Here is a 14,266-nt window from a genome sequence, read left to right on the forward strand (position 1 = left end):
GCGGGTCCACCCGGTAATCGGAAAAATCAGAATTCCAGCCGGGTCACATGCCCCATCTTGCGGCCCGGACGCGCGGCGCCCTTGCCGTAAAGATGCAGATGCGCGGTCGGATCGGCGAGGATCACGTCCCAGTTGTCGGCGGCGTCGCCGATCAGATTGTCCATCGTCACGCGCCGCGCCGCCAACCGGCTATCGCCCATCGGCAGACCGCACACCGCGCGGATATGGTTTTCGAACTGCGAGGTCACCGCGCCTTCGATCGTCCAGTGCCCGCTATTGTGCACACGCGGGGCCATCTCGTTGAAGACAGGGCCGTCCGCGCTGGCAAAAAATTCGAGCGTGAGCACGCCGACATAGCCAAGCTTTTCGGCAACGGTTTCGGCAAGCGCGCGTGCCTCGGTGGCCTGTTCGTCGACAATCCCACCTGCGGGGACGACGCAGTGCGCCAGAATGCCGTTCACATGCTGGTTGTCGGGCACATCCCAGCCAACCGTCCGGCCATCGGCGCCGCGCGCAACGATCACCGAAAATTCGCGCTCGAAACGCACAAAGCCTTCGAGGATCGCGGGCTGGCGGCCGATCGTGTCCCATGCTTCGGCCGCGTCTTTGGGCGTGTGGATGCGCGCCTGCCCCTTGCCGTCATAACCGAAGCGCGTGGTCTTCAGAATGGCGGGGCAGCCGATACGCGTCAGCGCCGCTTCGAGTTCCTCAAGGCTGTTCACCCCGGCCCAGGGCGCGGTACGCCCGCCCAGTTCGGCTACGAACGCCTTTTCGCGCAGACGGTCCTGCGCAATCGCCAGCGCGTCGAGCGAGGGATGCACCGCAACCTTGTCGGTCAAGGCGCGCAGCGGTTCGACGGCGACATTTTCGAATTCATAGGTGACGACATCGACCTCGGCGGCGAACCGCTCCAACGCGGCCACATCGTCATAGGCCGCCTGGGTAAAGGCCCCCGCAACCTCGGCAGCAACCGAAACCGGTTCGGGCGCATAGATATGGCAACGATAGCCAAGCTGCGCCGCGGCCACGGCCATCATCCGGCCCAATTGTCCGCCGCCGATGATTCCGATGGTCGATCCGGGTTTCAGAGCGCTCATTCGGGGTCCACTGCCACGTCGTCGGTCTGCTTCTGGCGCCATGCGTCCAGCCGCTCGGCCAGCGCCGGATCGGTATTGGCGATGATCGCGGCGGCGAAAAGCGCGGCGTTCACCGCCCCTGCCCGGCCGATGGCAAGCGTGCCGACGGGGATGCCCGCGGGCATCTGCACGATCGACAACAGGCTATCCATGCCCTTCAGCGCCTTCGATTCCACCGGCACGCCCAGCACGGGCACGCGCGTCATCGATGCCGCCATGCCCGGCAGATGCGCCGCACCACCGGCGCCGGCGATGATCGCCTGCAGCCCGCGTTCGGCGGCCGACTTGGCATAGTCGTACAGCCTGTCCGGGGTGCGGTGCGCGGATACGACGCGCGTTTCATGCGGCACCCCCAGCGCCTCGAGCGTTTCCGCCGCGTGACGCATCGTTTCCCAGTCCGACCGGCTTCCCATGATGATACCGACAATCGGAGACGCTTCGCTCATGTCCATTTCCGTGACGCTGAATCGTAAAACCAGCGCCTTAGTGGCAACCGCCCGGTCGCGCAATTGCAGGCAAGCAGATGGGGGCGGTATCGGCAATTTTCTTTCCGTCTATATTGATAAAACAGATGTGGGAGTTTGTGGCGTGGGCAAGGATCTACCGATATCCGGCGAGGGCGAGGTCGCGCGCCTCAAGCAGGAAAATGCGGTGCTGCAGGCGGCATTGGCCGATCTGCATGAAAAAATGGCGCAGCTGGAAAACCAGACCGACCGCGATCCGCTGACCGATCTGCCCAACCGGCGCTATTTCCTCGATGCCATGCGCCGTGTCATTGCGCATGTCGATCGGCACAATCTTCAGGCGATCGCGATGTTCGTCGATCTGACCAACCTTGAAGACATCAACGATGCACATGGGCGCGCGGCCGGCGATGCCGCGATTATGCATGTCGCGCGGCTGCTGCACGGGCATATCCGGATCACCGACGTCGCGGCCCGGATCGGGGGCGATGCGTTCGGACTGTTGCTCGATCATATCGGCGGCGACGATGCGGATCGAAAGGCCCGCGCACTCGAGGCGCTGATCGCCGAAAATCCGCTCCAGCATCAGGGCCATATCATCCGGCTGAGCGTTGCGATCGGCATGACCACGCTGAAGGGGGACGACAAGGGCGACGACGCCCTGTCCCGCGCGGATGTCTCGTCACCCGAAACCCGGCAGGGCTGATCCAGCCCCGCCGGTTATGGAAACGCCTTAGCGTTCCGACAGATAATAACGGTCGGTCGCCGCCAGATTGTCGTCCAGTTCGTACACGATCGGCTGGCCGGTCGGGATTTCGAGGCTGGTGATCTCGTCATCGGGAATGTTCGACAGATGCTTCACCAGCGCGCGGAGCGAATTGCCGTGCGCCGAAATCAGCACGCGCTTGCCCGCCTTCAGTTCGGGCGCGATGCGCGCTTCCCAATAAGGCAGAACACGCGCGATCGTGTCCTTCAGGCTTTCGGTGTTCGGCACCGCAATGCCCGCATAACGGCGGTCGCCCGACAGGTCATAGGCGCTGTCCGCGTCCAGCGGCGGCGGCGGCACGTCGAAGCTGCGGCGCCAGATATGCACCTGCTCGTCGCCATGCTTGGCGGCGGTTTCGGCCTTGTTGAGACCGGTCAGGCCACCATAATGCCGTTCGTTGAGGCGCCAGTCCTTCTCCACCGGCAGCCAGAGACGGCCCATTTCCTCAAGCGCGAGGTTCAGCGTCTTGATTGCGCGGGTCTGGAGCGAGGTGAAGCACTGGTCGAAGTCCAGCCCCTTGTCCTTCATCAGTTGACCGGCAGCGCGTGCTTCCTCGGCCCCCTTTTCGGTCACATCGACGTCCCACCATCCGGTGAAGCGGTTTTCGAGGTTCCAGGCCGACTGGCCATGACGGATAAGCACGAGCTGAGGCATTGACGTCTCCGGTTTCACAATTCGGGCCGCTTCATAGCGGGGTCGGCCGAAATGTCATCCCCGCCCATTGCGCCCCGCCCCGCGCCCATGGCACCCAAACCCGAAAGGGAGACACGACATGGCGGTTACACGGCGAACAATTGTCTATGAGGGGCCAGAAGGGATTTTCGAAGGCGTCGTGGCATGGGACGATGCGCTGTCTGGCCCGCGTCCGGGCGTGATGGTGATCCCCAATGTGCTGGGCCAGAAGGAATTCGACAACGAGCGTGCCGAGCGTTTGGCGGCGCTGGGCTATGTCGGGTTCGCGGTCGATCTGTTCGGGCAGGGCAAGCGCACCACGCGCGAATCCCCCGATATCAGCGAACATATGAACGCGCTCCTCGCGCGTCACGATCTGCTGCGCGAACGGCTGCTCGCCGCGCATGACACGCTGAAGGCCCTACCCGAGGTGGAGCCCGCACAGACTGCCGCGATCGGCTTCTGCTTTGGCGGACGCTGCTGCCTTGATCTGGCGCGCGCGGGGGCCGATGTGCGCGGCGTGGTCAGCCTCCACGGTATCTACAAGCGCCCGCCCTGGCCGAATGCCGCGATCAGCGCCAAGGTGCTGGCGCTGCACGGCTGGAACGATCCGCTCGCCCCGCCCGACGATGTTCTGGCGCTTGCCGCCGAAATGGAGGGGGCCGGGGTCGACTGGCAACTCCACGCCTATGGCCATACCGGCCACAGCTTCACCGATTCGAGCGTGCACATGCACGATCGCGGCATGTTCCATCAGCCCGACGCCGATCGCCGCAGCTGGCAGTCCGTGGAAAACTTCCTGGCCGAACTCTTCGCATAAGGGAAAACGGCCCGGCGCCGTTTGGGGCGCCGGGCCGAAAGGGGTCAGCCGATCTCGTCGATCATCGCAGCAAGGTTGTCGAGGCAATCATGCGCCAGCTTTTTCGAGCGCACGGGCGACCAGCCATGGGCGGGATCGGGCGCGTCGTCATTGTCCTTGAACGGCATTTCCAGCGTCATCGACACCGCACCGAAGCGCTCGGCAAGCTGCGCGGTCGACATGGACAGATTCGCCTGCCCCGGCGCCGATTCGACATAGCCCAGACGCGTCTGGAAATCGGGGGTCCGCTCGGCCAGCGTGTTGCGATATTTGGTGTAGAGCCCGGCCTGCTTCTCGTTCCACGAAGGAATGCCCTCGAAACCGGCCATGAATGCCGCGGGGATCGCTTCGTCGCCGTGCACGTCCATCGCGAAATCGACGCCCGTTTCGTCCATGGCGCGCAGCACATGAAGCACTTCGGGGCTCTGTGCCTCGCTCGGCGCATGCCATTCGCGGTTGAGGTTCACCCCCGCCGCATTGGTGCGCAGATGCCCGCGTGCCGAGCCGTCGGGGTTCATGTTGGGCACCAGCGTGATCGTCGCCTTTTCGCGCAGCAGCTTCGCCGTGGCGTCACCGGGATCGGTCAGCTTTTCCAGCGCGCCTTCCATCCACCATTCGGCCATGGTTTCACCGGGATGCTGGCGGGCATAGAACCAGACCTGCTTGCGCCCCTCACCCATGGTCAGGCTTTCAAGCGGACGTCCGTCGAGCGTGCGGCACAGCAGCGCGCGGGTTACGCCCGGCTTGGCGGCGAACCGCTCGATCAGCGCCGCATGCTGCTCGCTCGAATAGGGCGCGAAATACGCGACCTCGACCGAATCGCCCTTGGGCTCGGCATGGATGGTGAGCACGCCCTCGGCATAATCGGTCGGCGTCTGCCGCCATTCGGCGCCGTCCTCGCTCACCCGCGCCTTGTAGCCGGACCAGCCATCGGGATAGGCCGAACCCGCGCAATTGGTGATCCGCAGCGTCAGCGCGCGCCCTGCGGCGCCCGACACGCGGAAATAGAACCACTGGTAAAAGTCGGAAAGATTGTCCGCACGGATGGCAAGGTCGGCCGTGTCACCGTCAATGGTGAGCACCTCGATATTGCCACCGTCGAAATCGCTTGTGATCGTGATTGTCATGGCACCGTGATAGTGCTGCCGGACTTTCCGGGAAAGTCCTTGAACAGCGCGGCGGCCAGTTTGCCGGCGGCAATGCCCGGCTGCGCGGCGGGGGCGTTTTCCTTCGCCTCGGTTTCAGCGCGCCCTTCCCAGATCACGCCATCGCCGGCGCGCCGCTTCATGTGCACGCGGAGTTCGGTGATCACGACGTCCTTGGGCTTGGCCCCGAACGAAAAGCCGACGCCCAGCCCAACCCCGCTGCCATAGCCGCCGGTGCCGCCACCCACGCCGATCGATACCGGCGAACGGCGCGCCAGCGCTTCGCGCGTGTCGCGCGCAACCGCGATCGTCGCGATATAATCCGATTCGCCGATGGCGGCGGGCGTAAAGCCCAGTTTTTGCAATTCCGCGCTCACCGCATTGGCAAAGGTCACATATTCGAGGCTCTTCACGCCCGGCTCGGCCGTGTCGATCGCCACCGTGCCCGCCGGAATGGGTTGATCGAGGCGGAAACGCGTCACTTCAACGGGGGGGACGCTCGCCGCGCATCCGCCAAGCGCCAACATGGCCCCCAGCATCACCGGTACCAGCACAGGTTTGATCGCACCCATATTTTTTCCTCCCGTCACGTGCCACTACCATCTGATCGTAATTTCTGCCTGAACTTGCGATGGATAGCCATCGGCATCTCGCGGATGATTCCGGCTTGGTTATAGGCATGCATGTGCGTTGGGGGCGCCTAATGAAATGGAGCAACTGATGACGAACAAGTTCCCCGTGCTGGTAACGGGCGGCGCGGGTTATATCGGCAGCCATGCGGTGCTGGCCCTGCTCGATTCGGGCTGGCCGGTGATCGTCCTCGACAATCTGACCACAGGTTTCCGCTGGGCGGTCGATAAGCGCGCAACCTTTGTCGAAGGCGATATCGAGGACGCCGCGCTTGTCGGCCAGGTGATCGCCGAACATGGCATCGGCGCGATCATGCATTTCGCGGGTTCGATCATCGTCCCCGAATCGGTCGAAAATCCGCTCAAATATTATCACAACAACACGGCCAAGAGCCGCGCACTCATCGCATCCGCGGTCGACGGCGGGGTGCGCCATTTCATCTTCTCCTCCACCGCCGCCACCTATGGCACGCCGGAAGAAAGCCCGGTGCGCGAGGATATGCCCACCCGCCCGATCAACCCTTACGGCATGTCCAAGCTGATGACGGAGGCGATGCTCGCCGATGTCGCCCAGGCCCATCCGTTCAACTATTGCGCGCTGCGCTATTTCAACGTCGCCGGCGCCGATCCTGAGGCGCGCACGGGCCAGTCGACCGCCGGGGCCACCCATCTCATCAAGGTCGCGGTCGAAGCCGCGCTGGGCAAACGCGAATCGGTTGCCGTTTTCGGCACGGATTACGACACGCCCGACGGCACCGGCGTGCGCGACTATATCCATGTGTCGGATCTCGCCGCCGCGCATGTCCATGCGCTAGACGCGCTGGTCGCCGATCCCGGCACCAGCCATGTCATGAACTGCGGCTACAAACGTGGTTTTTCGGTGCTCGAGGTGCTCGACGCGGTCGACCGTGTCACGAACATCAAGATCACCCGCAAAATCGAAGACCGCCGCGCAGGCGATCCTGCCAGCCTGGTGGCCGACAACAGCCTTATTCTCTCCCGCCTGCCCTGGCGCCCGCAGCATGCCGAACTCGATACAATCATCGGCCATGCGCTGGCCTGGGAAAGAAAGCTCAGCGAAATACGGCGCTGACACTTGACTCTGCCGCGCGCTCGCCATAGGTCGGCGCCTCATTTTCAGCCAGTTTTCAAATTTGGAAGCGTTTCGACATGAAGATCCGCAATTCTCTGAAGTCGCTCAAGGACCGTCACCGGGACAATCGCGTGATCCGTCGTCGCGGCCGTACCTACGTCATCAACAAGACGAACCGTCGCTTCAAGGCCCGCCAGGGCTGATCAAGCGATGACGGTCGAAGCCGTCGTCTTTGACGTCGGCAACGTCCTTTATCGATGGGAACCGCGTTCCCTGTACAGGCGCCTGATCGGCAACGATCGGGCGCTTGATGCATTCATGTCCGATGTCGTCACCATGGAGTGGCATCATCAACACGACATGGGACGCGATTTCGCCGATACCAGCGCCGAGTTGAGCGCGCTTTACCCCGAGCACCGCGAACTGATCGCGCTCTGGGGCCCGCGCTTCAACGACAGCCTTACCGACATGGACGGGATGCGCTCCATCGTCGAACGGCTCGATGCGCGCGGGATTCCCCTGTTCGGAATCACCAATTTCAGCCATGAATTCTGGCCACCCTTTCGCGCGCGCGAAGCCGATCTGTTCGATCGATTCCGCGACATCGTGGTTTCAGGCGACGAAAAAATGGCCAAGCCCGATCCGGCGATCTACCAGCTTGCGCTCACTCGATTCGGCCTGTCCGCCGGGCAGACGATCTTCATCGACGATCGCGAGGACAATATCGATGCTGCCCGGTCCGAGGGCATGGCCGGCCATCTGTTCACCAGCGCCGCCGCACTCGAAGCAGACCTCACCGCACGCGGCCTGCTCTGAGCGCTACGGGCTGCCCTGTCAGCAGCCCGGCACCTGCGTCTCACCGGAAAGCGCATAGCGGCCATCGGCCCCACGGACGTAACGCTCGCTAAAGCTGCGCGCGCCCGAATAGGCGACGGTAAAGCTCCGCCCCTTCTCCGCAGACACGATTTTTCCTTCCAGCGTGATACCGTTGATCTCATCCGCGCCGGTGCTGGAATAATAGATCGGGATGCTCGCAATCTCGACCGGCCCTTGGGGCGTCAGTTCGGTCAGCGCGGCGGTGGAGCAGGCATAGCCCTGCCACACGCCGCCGCCCTCGGTGTAGAGCACGGGGGCCTCAGCAATGGCATCGCTCCAGCCCCAGCGTTCGGCCGGATTACCGAATGTGCCGCCCGTACCGACATCCAGCCATTCGCCTTCTATCTTGTAGGGCGCGTAACGCTCTTCGCGCAGCAGATAATGAACTGAATTGACCCCGGAGCACGAATGCCCATCGCATTCGCTGGCGCCGGTGCTGACAAGCGCAACCCGTCCGCCGCCCAGCGGAATGAAGCTGAGCGGCACGAAGCTGATATTCTGCTCGTCGACGACGCGCACGGCCTCACTGTTCAGCGACAGTCCAAAGATCGCCGAGAATGCCTCAGGGGTTCCCGGCGGCACCGTGTCACGGTCGACCGCGCTCACCTCGAACAAGGGCGTGCCAGCCGGTTGCTCCGCCCAGCCCTGCCCACTCGCGGCGAGCATCATTGCCGCCGCCATACTCATCAGCTTCATCATCGATGTCCCGGGCTCAATTTTCGCCGTTCAATTCATTGCCGGTCAGCCGAACGACATGGAGCACATTGGTCGCGCCCGGCGTTCCAAACGGCACGCCGGCCATCAGCACCAGCCGATCGCCCGCCTTGGCAATGCCTGTGCGCAGCGCAATGCGCTTGGCCTTGGCCACCATTTCCTCGAACGAGCCCACATCGCGGGTCTGCACGGCATGGACACCCCAGAGCAGTCCCATATGCCGCGCGGTCGCCAGCTTGGGGGTCAGCGCCAGCAGCGGCACCGACGGGCGTTCGCGGGCAACGCGGCGCGCCGTCGATCCCGAGGTCGTGAAACAGATCAGCGCCGCCGCCGAAACCGTCACCGCAATTCGCGCCGATGCTTCGGCCAGCGCGTCTGCCGTCGTCGGATCGGGCCGTGTTTCGGTGAAATGCAGGCGGTCGGCAAAGCCGGCATCGCCTTCCACCGACAGCGCGATCTTGTTCATCATCGCAACCGACTGTTCGGGCCATTCGCCCGCCGCCGATTCGGCCGACAACATCACCGCATCGGCGCCGTCATAGATTGCGTTGGCAACGTCGGACACCTCGGCGCGCGTCGGCGTGGGTGCGGTGATCATCGATTCGAGCATCTGGGTCGCCACCACCACCGGGCGCCCCATCCGGCGCGCGGATTCGACGATCCGCTTCTGCAGCGGCGGCACTTCCTCGGGCGGCAGTTCGACGCCCAGGTCGCCGCGCGCCACCATCACCGCATCGGCCAGCTCCAGAATCCCGTCGAGCCGATCGATGGCCGATGGCTTTTCGATCTTCGCCAGAAGCGATGCCTTGCCGCCGATCAGGTGCCGCGCCTCGGCCACGTCCTCGGGCCGCTGCACAAACGACAGCGCGATCCAGTCGGCCTTGTGCTCCAGCGCAAAGCTGAGGTCGCGGCGATCCTTGTCAGTAAGCGCCGCCATGGGGACGATCACGTCGGGGACGTTCAGCCCCTTGTTATTCGAAAGCTTGCCGCCCGTCTCGACGGTCGTCTCCACCCGCTCAAGGCTGGCGGTCTGGACGCGCAGGCACAGCTTGCCGTCGTCCAGCAACAGCCGCGCGCCCGGCTCCAGCGCCTGGAAAATCTCGGGGTGTGGCAGGTTGACGCGGGTCGAATCGCCAAGCGCCGGATCACGGTCGAGCACAAAGGCCTGCCCCGTCTCCAGCATCACCGAACCATCCTCGAACCGCCCGACACGCAGCTTGGGGCCCTGCAAGTCGACGAGCACCGTCATCGGCCGGCCCAGTTCCTTTTCGAGCAGGCGGATCGATTCGATCACCTTGGCATGGTCCTCATGCGCGCCGTGGCTCATGTTGATCCGGAACGCATCGGCGCCGGCGAGATAAAGTTTGCGGATCATCTCCGGCGTATTGCTGGCGGGGCCGAGGGTGGCGAGAACGCGAACCTTACGGGTACGGGGGGCGGTATTCTGGGTCACAACGGCTCCGGCTGTCTGTACGGCATTCAGGCTTAGCCGCTATTCAAGACCGGGCAAAGACACGAGCAGCGTCGATGCGACAGCGTGGCAAAGGAGCAACGCTTGAGCCCGGCGCGCCGGTCGCCTAACAGCAGCGTCCACATCTTTTGGGAGAATCACCGAATGAGCGACAACGTCGCCGCCGACCAGCTACGCCTGTTCATCGAACGCATCGAACGGCTGGAAGAAGAGAAAAAGGGCATCGCAGACGACATCAAGGACGTCTACAACGAAGCCAAGTCGAACGGTTACGACGTGAAGACGATGCGCACCATCGTTCGCCTGCGGAAGATGGAACCCCATCACCGCCTCGAAGCCGAAGCGCTTCTGGATACGTACAAGGCCGCGCTCGGGATCGAATAATCCCGAGGCCATTGGGGAGATTACACGGTGATTTTGACGACGACACCCTCGATCGACGGCACGCCGGTTCGGGAATATCTCGGCGTCGTGACCGGCGAGGTTATCGTCGGCGCGAACATCTTCCGTGATCTCTTCGCCTCGGTGCGCGATATCGTGGGCGGCCGTTCGGGTGCCTATGAAGGCGCGCTGCGCGACGCGCGGCGCGAAGCCTTTGCCGAGATCGAGGCAGAGGCGCGCGACAAGGGTGCGAATGCCGTCATCGGCATCGACATCGATTATGAAGTGATCGGCCAGAACGGCTCGATGCTGATGGTGTCGATTTCGGGTACGGCCGTTCGCCTGTGACGCCGGGTGCGCTGATCAAGGCGGTCAGCGCCCAGCTCGCCGCCCCGCAGTGGCGCCTGATCTGGATCGCGAGCTTCGCGCTGCTGGCGTTCACCCGGCACAGGATATTCTCGCTCCTCCCCTTTGATGGGGCGCCCGATCTCGGCGCCGCGTTCACGCTGCTCGGCAGCGGCCTGGCTTTTGTGGTGGGCATCACCATCCTGGCGGTCGCGGCGCTCAGGATCGCAGGCAATTCGCCCCGCTCTCCCTGGGCGATGAACACCGGCTGGTGGCTTTTCCTGGTGATCGGCGCGCTCCTCTCCGGGCTGCCGGTCCTGAGCGAAGCGATCATCGGGGCGGCCGCCCTGCCTCAATTGGCGCATTTCATCCTGTCGGGCGCGCTCGCGGCGGTGGCGGCACTGGTGTTTGCGCGGTGGATGGCGTCGATCGCGATCGACGGCGCCACCACGCCCCCGCTCGCCAACATCCTCGCGCTCCGCACGCACTTCGCGCCCGCCGCGATCTGGACGGCCATCGTCGCCGGGCCGCTCAGCGGGGTCCATTCGCTCGTCAGCCAGATGGCCACCATGCTGCCCGCGCAGAATGATCTTTATCTGGCGCTGATCGACGCGGCGGCCAGCACCGCGATGCTGCTCTTCGCGCTCGCGCTGATGGTCGTCCTCTACCGTGATACCGACATTGAACCCAAAGCCGCGGCAAGCTAGTAACGCGGCCGCGAAAAAGACCAGCTAATCTCAGGGAAACAAGCGATCGATGGCAGGCCATAGTAAATTCAAGAACATCATGCATCGCAAAGGCGCGCAGGACAAAAAGCGCTCGGCGATGTTCTCCAAGCTCAGCCGCGAAATCACCGTGGCGGCCAAGATGGGTCTCCCCGACCCCGACATGAACCCCCGTCTCCGCCTCGCGATCAACGCGGCCAAGGCGCAGTCGATGCCCAAGGACAATATCCAGCGCGCGATCGACAAGGCAGCGGGCGGCGATGTCGAGAATTACGAGGAAATCCGCTATGAAGGCTTCGGCCCCGGCGGCGTTTCGCTGATCGTCGAGGCGCTTTCCGACAACCGCAACCGCACCGCGACCAATGTCCGCACCGCCTTTGCCAAGAATGGCGGCAATCTCGGCGCATCGGGTTCGGTCAGCCATGGTTTCGACCGCATGGGCCTGATCGAATATCCCGAAAGCGCGGGCGATCCCGACAAGGTGTTCGAAGCCGCGCTCGAAGCCGGTGCAGAAGACGTGACCTTCGACGAAGGCCATGAAATCTGGACGGCGCAGGACATGCTGCACGAAGTCGCCAAGGCGCTCGAATCGGTTCTCGGCCCGGCGGAAGGCGCAAAGCTCGCCTGGCGCCCGCAGACCAAGGTCGACGTTTCCGCCGACGATGCAGCCACGCTGTTCAAGCTGATCGACACGCTTGACGATGACGACGACGTCCAGACCGTCTGGGGCAATTACGAAGTCTCGGACGAAGTGATGGAGAAACTGGGCTGATCATACTCGGCCTGGATCCGGGGCTGGGCACGACGGGTTGGGGGGTGATCGCCGCCTCCGGCAATCGGCTCAGCCACATCGCCAACGGACAGATCAAGACGAACAGCGCAGCGCCGATGGCCGAACGCCTCGTCGCGCTCGATGCGGCGCTTACCGATCTCCTCCTCGAACACCGGCCCGATGGCGCCGCGGTCGAGGAGGTGTTCGTCAACGTGAACCCGCAATCGACGCTGAAGCTGGGGCAGGCGCGCGGCGTCTGCCTGCTCGCGCCCGCGCGCACCGGCATCATGGTTGGCGAATATGCCGCGCGGCTCGTCAAAAAGGCCGTGGTCGGCACCGGTGCCGCCGAAAAGGCGCAGGTCCACGCCATGGTCAGCCGGCTTTTGCCCGGCGCGAAGATTGCGGGTGCCGATGCGGCCGATGCGCTCGCCGTCGCGATCACCCATGCGCATCATATTTCCACGGCCCACCGCATCCGGTGAATTTGGTCCGGCGCGGCGCTTGGCCTTTTCTTTTCACGCCGGAACAGGCTAGGAACAAAATATGATCGCACGCCTCAAGGGGGAACTCGTCAGCACCGGCATGGACCATGCGGTGATCGACGTCGGCGGTGTCGGCTATCTGGTCGGCGCCTCATCGCGCACATTGGGCGTGCTCGGCCCGGTCGGCGGTTCCGTCACCATCCATACCGAAATGCTCGTATCCGAAGATTCGATGCGGCTGATGGGCTTCGCCACCGCGGATGAGCGCGACTGGTTTCGCCTGCTCACCAGCGTGCAGGGCGTGGGCAGCCGCGTCGCGCTGGCGATCCTCTCCGCGCTAGAGGCCAACGAGCTTCACCGCGCGATCGCCAGCGGCGACAAGGCAATGGTCGCGCGCGCCAACGGCGTCGGGCCAAAACTCGCCCAGCGCATCGTCAACGAACTGAAGGACAAGATCGGCGGCATCGTGCTCGGCCCGGGCGGCGGCAGCGTCGCCCAGCCCAAGGGCAGCCATGCCTCCGACGCGATGTCCGCGCTCGGCAATCTCGGCTTCAAGCCCGCCGAAGCGAGCGCAGCGGTCACCACCGCCGAGGATGAACTGGGCGAAGGCGCCACCCTCGACGCGCTTGTCCGCCTCGCGCTCAAGAAAGCCGCGAAATGAGCGACGAACGCCTGATCACCCCAGCCCGGCGCGCCGAGGATGTCGACGCCGCACTGCGCCCCAAATCGCTTGAAGAATTTGTCGGGCAAAAGGCCGCACGCGAAAATCTGCGCGTCTTCATCGAAGCCGCTAGGTCGCGTGGCGACGCGCTCGATCATGTGCTCTTCTTCGGCCCTCCGGGGCTCGGCAAGACGACGCTCGCGCAGATCATCGCGCGCGAAATGGGCGTGGGCTTCAAGGCCACTTCGGGGCCGGTCATCGCCAAGTCGGGCGATCTCGCCGCGCTGCTCACCAATCTCGAGGATGGCGACGTTCTCTTCATCGACGAGATTCACCGGCTCAATCCGGCGGTGGAAGAAGTTCTCTACCCCGCGATGGAAGACCGCGCGCTCGATCTCATGATCGGCGAAGGCCCCTCGGCCCGCTCGGTGCGGATCGATCTGCCGCGTTTCACACTGGTCGGCGCAACCACGCGGCAGGGGTTGCTCACCACCCCCTTGCGCGATCGCTTCGGCATTCCCGTCCGGCTCAATTTCTATACGGTCGACGAGTTGGAAAAGGTCGTCAGCCGCGCCGCCTATCTGCTCGATCTCGGCATCGCGCCCGATGGCGCACGCGAAGTCGCCACCCGGTCGCGCGGCACGCCGCGCATCGCCGGCCGGCTGCTCCGCCGCGTCCGCGATTTCGCCAATGTCGCGAATGTCGAGACGGTCGATGCCAAGACCGCCGATGCCGCGCTCAACCGGCTCGAGGTCGATGCCCTCGGCCTCGACGCGATGGACCGCCGCTATCTGCACATGATCGCCGACATTTATCGCGGCGGTCCGGTGGGGGTCGAAACGCTCGCCGCCGGCCTTTCCGAACCGCGCGACACGATCGAGGAAGTGATCGAGCCCTATCTCATCCAGCTCGGCCTGATCGCACGCACCGCGCGCGGACGCATGCTCAACGGGCGCGGCTGGAAACATCTCGGGCTCAACCCGCCCGCCTCCGCCGCGCAGGACAGCCTGTTCGACGAATAGGCCCCTCTCGGTCAATTGTGGCGCAGCCGGGGCGAAATGGCTTTGCTCCGGCC

19 protein-coding genes are annotated in these 14,266 nt (G+C 64.3%); 12 read left to right on the plus strand and 7 right to left on the minus strand.

Features of this window, described 5'->3' with window-relative positions:
* Nucleotides 1-26: 26 nt before the first annotated feature.
* Nucleotides 27-1,097, minus strand: coding sequence for a 5-(carboxyamino)imidazole ribonucleotide synthase (locus tag QYC26_RS05625; protein WP_317514419.1), 1,071 nt, complete (start codon nucleotides 1,095-1,097; stop codon nucleotides 27-29).
* Nucleotides 1,094-1,582: a 5-(carboxyamino)imidazole ribonucleotide mutase gene (gene purE / locus QYC26_RS05630; RefSeq protein ID WP_317514420.1), complete on the minus strand. Its 489-nt coding sequence runs from the start codon at nucleotides 1,580-1,582 to the stop codon at nucleotides 1,094-1,096. Before purE ends, QYC26_RS05625 begins: the two co-directional genes overlap by 4 nt.
* Nucleotides 1,583-1,724: 142 nt before the next feature.
* Between purE and QYC26_RS05635 the strand changes: the two genes are divergently transcribed.
* Nucleotides 1,725-2,306 carry a GGDEF domain-containing protein gene (locus tag QYC26_RS05635; protein ID WP_317514421.1) on the plus strand — a complete coding sequence of 194 codons (582 nt, stop codon included), beginning with the start codon at nucleotides 1,725-1,727 and terminating at the stop codon, nucleotides 2,304-2,306.
* A gap of 27 nt (nucleotides 2,307-2,333) precedes the next feature.
* On the opposite strand, the gene gpmA is transcribed toward QYC26_RS05635, so the two are convergent.
* On the minus strand, nucleotides 2,334-3,020 hold the full coding sequence (gene gpmA / locus QYC26_RS05640) for a 2,3-diphosphoglycerate-dependent phosphoglycerate mutase (protein WP_317514422.1): 687 nt from the start codon (nucleotides 3,018-3,020) through the stop codon (nucleotides 2,334-2,336).
* Nucleotides 3,021-3,138: 118 nt separating this feature from the next.
* Here gpmA and QYC26_RS05645 point away from each other — a divergent pair, with 118 nt between their 5' ends.
* Nucleotides 3,139-3,858 (plus strand): dienelactone hydrolase family protein, encoded by a 720-nt coding sequence (locus tag QYC26_RS05645; protein WP_317514423.1) that lies wholly within the window; start codon nucleotides 3,139-3,141, stop codon nucleotides 3,856-3,858.
* A 44-nt stretch (nucleotides 3,859-3,902) separates the two neighbouring features.
* Here QYC26_RS05645 and QYC26_RS05650 read toward each other — a convergent pair whose 3' ends face one another.
* On the minus strand, nucleotides 3,903-5,024 hold the full coding sequence (locus tag QYC26_RS05650) for a M14-type cytosolic carboxypeptidase (protein ID WP_317514424.1): 1,122 nt from the start codon (nucleotides 5,022-5,024) through the stop codon (nucleotides 3,903-3,905).
* Nucleotides 5,021-5,614, minus strand: coding sequence for a DUF4136 domain-containing protein (locus tag QYC26_RS05655; RefSeq protein ID WP_317514425.1), 594 nt, complete (start codon nucleotides 5,612-5,614; stop codon nucleotides 5,021-5,023). The genes QYC26_RS05650 and QYC26_RS05655 overlap by 4 nt, the downstream gene beginning before the upstream one ends.
* Before the next feature lie 148 nt (nucleotides 5,615-5,762).
* Here QYC26_RS05655 and galE point away from each other — a divergent pair, with 148 nt between their 5' ends.
* From galE to QYC26_RS05670, 3 genes are all read left to right on the plus strand, one after another.
* Complete coding sequence (gene galE, locus QYC26_RS05660) at nucleotides 5,763-6,764, plus strand: UDP-glucose 4-epimerase GalE (RefSeq protein WP_317514426.1); 1,002 nt, start codon at nucleotides 5,763-5,765, stop codon at nucleotides 6,762-6,764.
* Nucleotides 6,765-6,841: 77 nt separating this feature from the next.
* A complete protein-coding gene (gene ykgO / locus QYC26_RS05665; protein WP_003046794.1) occupies nucleotides 6,842-6,967 on the plus strand; it encodes a type B 50S ribosomal protein L36 in 126 nt (41 codons plus the stop codon).
* Nucleotides 6,968-6,974: 7 nt separating this feature from the next.
* Nucleotides 6,975-7,580: an HAD family phosphatase gene (locus QYC26_RS05670; RefSeq protein WP_317514427.1), complete on the plus strand. Its 606-nt coding sequence runs from the start codon at nucleotides 6,975-6,977 to the stop codon at nucleotides 7,578-7,580.
* Nucleotides 7,581-7,598: 18 nt separating this feature from the next.
* Here QYC26_RS05670 and QYC26_RS05675 read toward each other — a convergent pair whose 3' ends face one another.
* Nucleotides 7,599-8,327 (minus strand): hypothetical protein, encoded by a 729-nt coding sequence (locus QYC26_RS05675; protein ID WP_317514428.1) that lies wholly within the window; start codon nucleotides 8,325-8,327, stop codon nucleotides 7,599-7,601.
* A 25-nt stretch (nucleotides 8,328-8,352) separates the two neighbouring features.
* Complete coding sequence (gene pyk / locus QYC26_RS05680; RefSeq protein WP_317514429.1) at nucleotides 8,353-9,807, minus strand: pyruvate kinase; 1,455 nt, start codon at nucleotides 9,805-9,807, stop codon at nucleotides 8,353-8,355.
* A gap of 162 nt (nucleotides 9,808-9,969) precedes the next feature.
* Here pyk and QYC26_RS05685 point away from each other — a divergent pair, with 162 nt between their 5' ends.
* From QYC26_RS05685 to ruvB, 7 genes are all read left to right on the plus strand, one after another.
* On the plus strand, nucleotides 9,970-10,209 hold the full coding sequence (locus QYC26_RS05685) for a DUF2312 domain-containing protein (RefSeq protein ID WP_317514430.1): 240 nt from the start codon (nucleotides 9,970-9,972) through the stop codon (nucleotides 10,207-10,209).
* 27 nt (nucleotides 10,210-10,236) lie between these two features.
* Nucleotides 10,237-10,554 carry a heavy metal-binding domain-containing protein gene (locus tag QYC26_RS05690; RefSeq protein ID WP_317514431.1) on the plus strand — a complete coding sequence of 106 codons (318 nt, stop codon included), beginning with the start codon at nucleotides 10,237-10,239 and terminating at the stop codon, nucleotides 10,552-10,554.
* A complete protein-coding gene (locus QYC26_RS05695) occupies nucleotides 10,551-11,258 on the plus strand; it encodes a hypothetical protein (RefSeq protein ID WP_317514432.1) in 708 nt (235 codons plus the stop codon). Before QYC26_RS05690 ends, QYC26_RS05695 begins: the two co-directional genes overlap by 4 nt.
* 49 nt (nucleotides 11,259-11,307) lie before the next feature.
* On the plus strand, nucleotides 11,308-12,048 hold the full coding sequence (locus QYC26_RS05700) for a YebC/PmpR family DNA-binding transcriptional regulator (protein ID WP_317514433.1): 741 nt from the start codon (nucleotides 11,308-11,310) through the stop codon (nucleotides 12,046-12,048).
* The gene (ruvC, locus tag QYC26_RS05705) at nucleotides 12,045-12,530 is read left to right on the plus strand and encodes a crossover junction endodeoxyribonuclease RuvC (protein WP_317515001.1); all 486 of its coding nucleotides are present in this window, start codon (nucleotides 12,045-12,047) and stop codon (nucleotides 12,528-12,530) included. The genes QYC26_RS05700 and ruvC overlap by 4 nt, the downstream gene beginning before the upstream one ends.
* A 61-nt stretch (nucleotides 12,531-12,591) precedes the next feature.
* Nucleotides 12,592-13,191, plus strand: coding sequence for a Holliday junction branch migration protein RuvA (ruvA, locus tag QYC26_RS05710; protein WP_317514434.1), 600 nt, complete (start codon nucleotides 12,592-12,594; stop codon nucleotides 13,189-13,191).
* The gene (gene ruvB, locus QYC26_RS05715) at nucleotides 13,188-14,213 is read left to right on the plus strand and encodes a Holliday junction branch migration DNA helicase RuvB (RefSeq protein WP_317514435.1); all 1,026 of its coding nucleotides are present in this window, start codon (nucleotides 13,188-13,190) and stop codon (nucleotides 14,211-14,213) included. The genes ruvA and ruvB overlap by 4 nt, the downstream gene beginning before the upstream one ends.
* The last annotated feature ends 53 nt before the right edge of the window (nucleotides 14,214-14,266 follow it).

It is taken from the genome of Sphingomonas sp. C3-2, assembly GCF_033025475.1.
Lineage (GTDB): Bacteria > Pseudomonadota > Alphaproteobacteria > Sphingomonadales > Sphingomonadaceae > Sphingobium_A.

Coding starts and splice junctions, on each gene's coding strand:
- QYC26_RS05625 (WP_317514419.1), bottom strand. CDS start 1,097: ATGAGCGCTCTGAAACCCGGATCGACCATCGGAATCATCGGCGGCGGA.
- purE (WP_317514420.1), bottom strand. CDS start 1,582: ATGAGCGAAGCGTCTCCGATTGTCGGTATCATCATGGGAAGCCGGTCG.
- gpmA (WP_317514422.1), bottom strand. CDS start 3,020: ATGCCTCAGCTCGTGCTTATCCGTCATGGCCAGTCGGCCTGGAACCTC.
- QYC26_RS05645 (WP_317514423.1), top strand. CDS start 3,139: ATGGCGGTTACACGGCGAACAATTGTCTATGAGGGGCCAGAAGGGATT.
- QYC26_RS05650 (WP_317514424.1), bottom strand. CDS start 5,024: ATGACAATCACGATCACAAGCGATTTCGACGGTGGCAATATCGAGGTG.
- QYC26_RS05655 (WP_317514425.1), bottom strand. CDS start 5,614: ATGGGTGCGATCAAACCTGTGCTGGTACCGGTGATGCTGGGGGCCATG.
- galE (WP_317514426.1), top strand. CDS start 5,763: ATGACGAACAAGTTCCCCGTGCTGGTAACGGGCGGCGCGGGTTATATC.
- ykgO (WP_003046794.1), top strand. CDS start 6,842: ATGAAGATCCGCAATTCTCTGAAGTCGCTCAAGGACCGTCACCGGGAC.
- QYC26_RS05670 (WP_317514427.1), top strand. CDS start 6,975: ATGACGGTCGAAGCCGTCGTCTTTGACGTCGGCAACGTCCTTTATCGA.
- QYC26_RS05675 (WP_317514428.1), bottom strand. CDS start 8,327: ATGAGTATGGCGGCGGCAATGATGCTCGCCGCGAGTGGGCAGGGCTGG.
- QYC26_RS05685 (WP_317514430.1), top strand. CDS start 9,970: ATGAGCGACAACGTCGCCGCCGACCAGCTACGCCTGTTCATCGAACGC.
- QYC26_RS05700 (WP_317514433.1), top strand. CDS start 11,308: ATGGCAGGCCATAGTAAATTCAAGAACATCATGCATCGCAAAGGCGCG.
- ruvA (WP_317514434.1), top strand. CDS start 12,592: ATGATCGCACGCCTCAAGGGGGAACTCGTCAGCACCGGCATGGACCAT.
- ruvB (WP_317514435.1), top strand. CDS start 13,188: ATGAGCGACGAACGCCTGATCACCCCAGCCCGGCGCGCCGAGGATGTC.